Below are 2,547 nucleotides of genomic sequence, written 5' to 3' on the forward strand. Positions count from 1 at the left end.
CAGTCCGCTTCCGTGAAGAGTTTCGGGCGCCGCGAGGCGTACGAAAGTCCCCGAGGAAGGAACCCGCGGACCCCAGTCGAAGGCTATGGAGATTTCGATCTGCGGCTCATGTGCGCGGTAGCAGGATCGCAGTCAGAGAGTGGAATGTTGGATGGCGGGCAGGTCGCTTCTTTGCGCACCCGCGCGGCGTTCCGGGTCTGGCCCAGGCTCGCCGCGACCCTGTCGGCGGCAATGATCGCCACGGACGCATGCGGGTCGGTTGCCGGAAGCGGCGTGACGCCTGCGACTGAAGTCTTGACCATGCCATGCCGAGTCATGAAGCCGTCTCCCGGTTCGTCGCCGTCGCATCCGGCGGTCCGCGCGGCTGCTTCCAGCATTCGAACATCTCGATGACGATCATTCGTCCGCCGCAGCAGGGGCATGGCGGGCGGAAGTCATCCTGTTCGCCTGGTGTGCCGTTGTCGGCTGGTGCGGCGACGTGCAGGAGTTCGCGTGCGAGCGCTAGGCTGGTCTTGCGGGCTGAGCCGGCGAGCAGGCCGTAGTGCCGGATACGATGGAAGCCACGCGGCAAGACATGGAGCAGGAAGCGGCGGATGAACTCATCGACCGCGAGCGTCATGATCTGCTGCCGGTCCGCGCAGCCGCGGCGGTAGTTCTTGTAGCGGAAGGTGACGCCAGTTTCGTCGAAGGTGATCAGGCGGCGGTTCGAGATTGCGACCCGGTGGGTGTAGCGTGACAGGTAGGCGAGCACTGCCTCCGGCCCCGCGAACGGCGCCTTGGCATAGACCACCCAGCGCTTCTTCCGGACCGGCAACAGATGCCGCAGGAATGCCCGCCGCTCGGCGAGATGAGCAAAGGTGCCGAAGAAGCCGAGCCGCCCGGCCTCGTGCAGAGCGACCAGCTTGGCGAGGAACAGTCTTCGAAACAGCTTGCTGAGTACGCGTACCGGAAGCAGGAAGGCCCGGCGCGATGATATCCATCGACTTCCGTCTGGCGTGATGCCGCCGCCCGGAACAATCATGTGCACATGCGGATGGTGCGTCATCGCCGATCCCCAGGTGTGGAGCACGGCGGTGATGCCGATGCGCGCGCCGAGGTGTTTGCGATCGACCGCGATGGTCAGCATCGTCTCCGACGCCGCCTTGAACAGCAGGTCATAGACGAGCGCCTTGTTCTGGAACGCTATATCGGCGATCTCGGCCGGCAGGGTGAACACGACGTGGAAGTAGCCGACTGGAAGCAGATCAGCCTCGCGTTCGGCGAGCCATGTCCGTGCCGCTGCGCCCTGGCACCTTGGGCAATGCCGATTGCGGCACGAGTTGTAGGCGATCCGCCGCTGGCCGCAGTCCTCGCAGGCCTCGACGTGACCGCCGAGGGCAGCAGTGCGGCAGTTCTCCACCGCCGACATCACCTTCAGTTGCGGCAGGCTCAGATGTCCTGCATGCGCGCGCCGGTATGCCGCGCCGGCAGCACGGAAGATGTGGGCGACCTCGATCAAGGCACGCAAGGCTCAAACGTCGGGGAAGGCCTCTGCCGGCTTGAACAAGCCGAGCTTGTCGAGCGGACTCGTAACCGTGCGGACCGTCCTGGTCGCCACCTTGGCATAGAGGGCGGTGTTGTTGAGTTTTGCGTGCCCGAGCAGGACCTGGATGATCCGAATGTCCGTGCCGTCCTCCAGCAGGTGGGTGGCGAAGCTGTGGCGCAGCGTATGCGGCCCGACCCGCTTGGCGATGTCGGCGGCCTGGGCCGCCTCAACGACGATCCGATAGAGCTGCCGCGTGCTGATCGGCTTCATTGCGTGTTGGCCAGGGAATAACCAGCCGTCGCGATGCATCACACCTTGCTGCCGCCCCACCTTCCACCACTGGCGCAGCAGGGTGAGCAGACCCTCCGAAAGCATGGCATTGCGATAGCGCCCGCCCTTGCCACGCTCGACGCGCAGCAGCATCCGCTCGCTGTCGACGTCGGCGACCTTCAGCATGGAGACCTCCGCAACACGTAGGCCGGCGCCATAGGCGACCGACAATGCTGCCTGGTGCTTGAGGCAGGTGGTGGCATTGAGTAACCGGGCAACCTCGTCGCGGCTCAGCACCACAGGCAGGTTCCGAGGATGCGCCAGCCGGACGAGCCTGCGCGCCAGGTCCGGGCGATCGAGGGTCTGGGTGAAGAAGAACCGTAGCGCCGACACGATGCTGTTCATCGTCGGAACGGGAACGCCACCCTCCTGCTGCTCGATCTGGAACCGGCGCAGGTCGTCGGCGGTCGCCGTGTCTGGTGAACGCCCGAGGAAGGTTGCCAGGCGACCGATGTCGCGGAGATAGTTGCGCTGCGTTTCGCGTGAGAAACGCCGCATGTTCATGTCATCGATCAACCGCTGGCGTAGCGGGCTGACGCGCGTGTCGAGATGGGGGTGCTGCATGGTCAGGCTCCTTTTTGAAGAAGCTCGTCATGCTCTGCCTTTGCCGGACGACGTTCAATCCAGGCGCAACCTCCAGCATGTGCCCTCTACCTCAACCGCAGACGCCCTCCCGCGCAGCGGGTTCGTTC

2 protein-coding genes are annotated in these 2,547 nt (G+C 65.0%); both read right to left on the reverse strand.

The genetic code is table 11. The features are described 5' to 3' along the window. Window positions 1–313: 313 nt before the first annotated feature. Complete coding sequence (locus tag GGQ64_RS27515) at window positions 314–1,507, reverse strand: IS91 family transposase (protein WP_183808488.1); 1,194 nt, start codon at window positions 1,505–1,507, stop codon at window positions 314–316. Window positions 1,508–1,510: 3 nt separating this feature from the next. After that, window positions 1,511–2,419: a tyrosine-type recombinase/integrase gene (locus GGQ64_RS27520; protein WP_183808489.1), complete on the reverse strand. Its 909-nt coding sequence runs from the start codon at window positions 2,417–2,419 to the stop codon at window positions 1,511–1,513. Window positions 2,420–2,547: the final 128 nt, after the last annotated feature.

The organism is Mycoplana azooxidifex (assembly GCF_014196765.1).
Classification (GTDB): Bacteria; Pseudomonadota; Alphaproteobacteria; order Rhizobiales; family Rhizobiaceae; genus Mycoplana; species Mycoplana azooxidifex.

What these genes read in the sequence shown, in the direction of transcription:
- GGQ64_RS27520 (WP_183808489.1), bottom strand. Translation starts at nt 2,419, where the DNA reads ATGCAGCACCCCCATCTCGACACGCGCGTCAGCCCGCTACGCCAGCGG.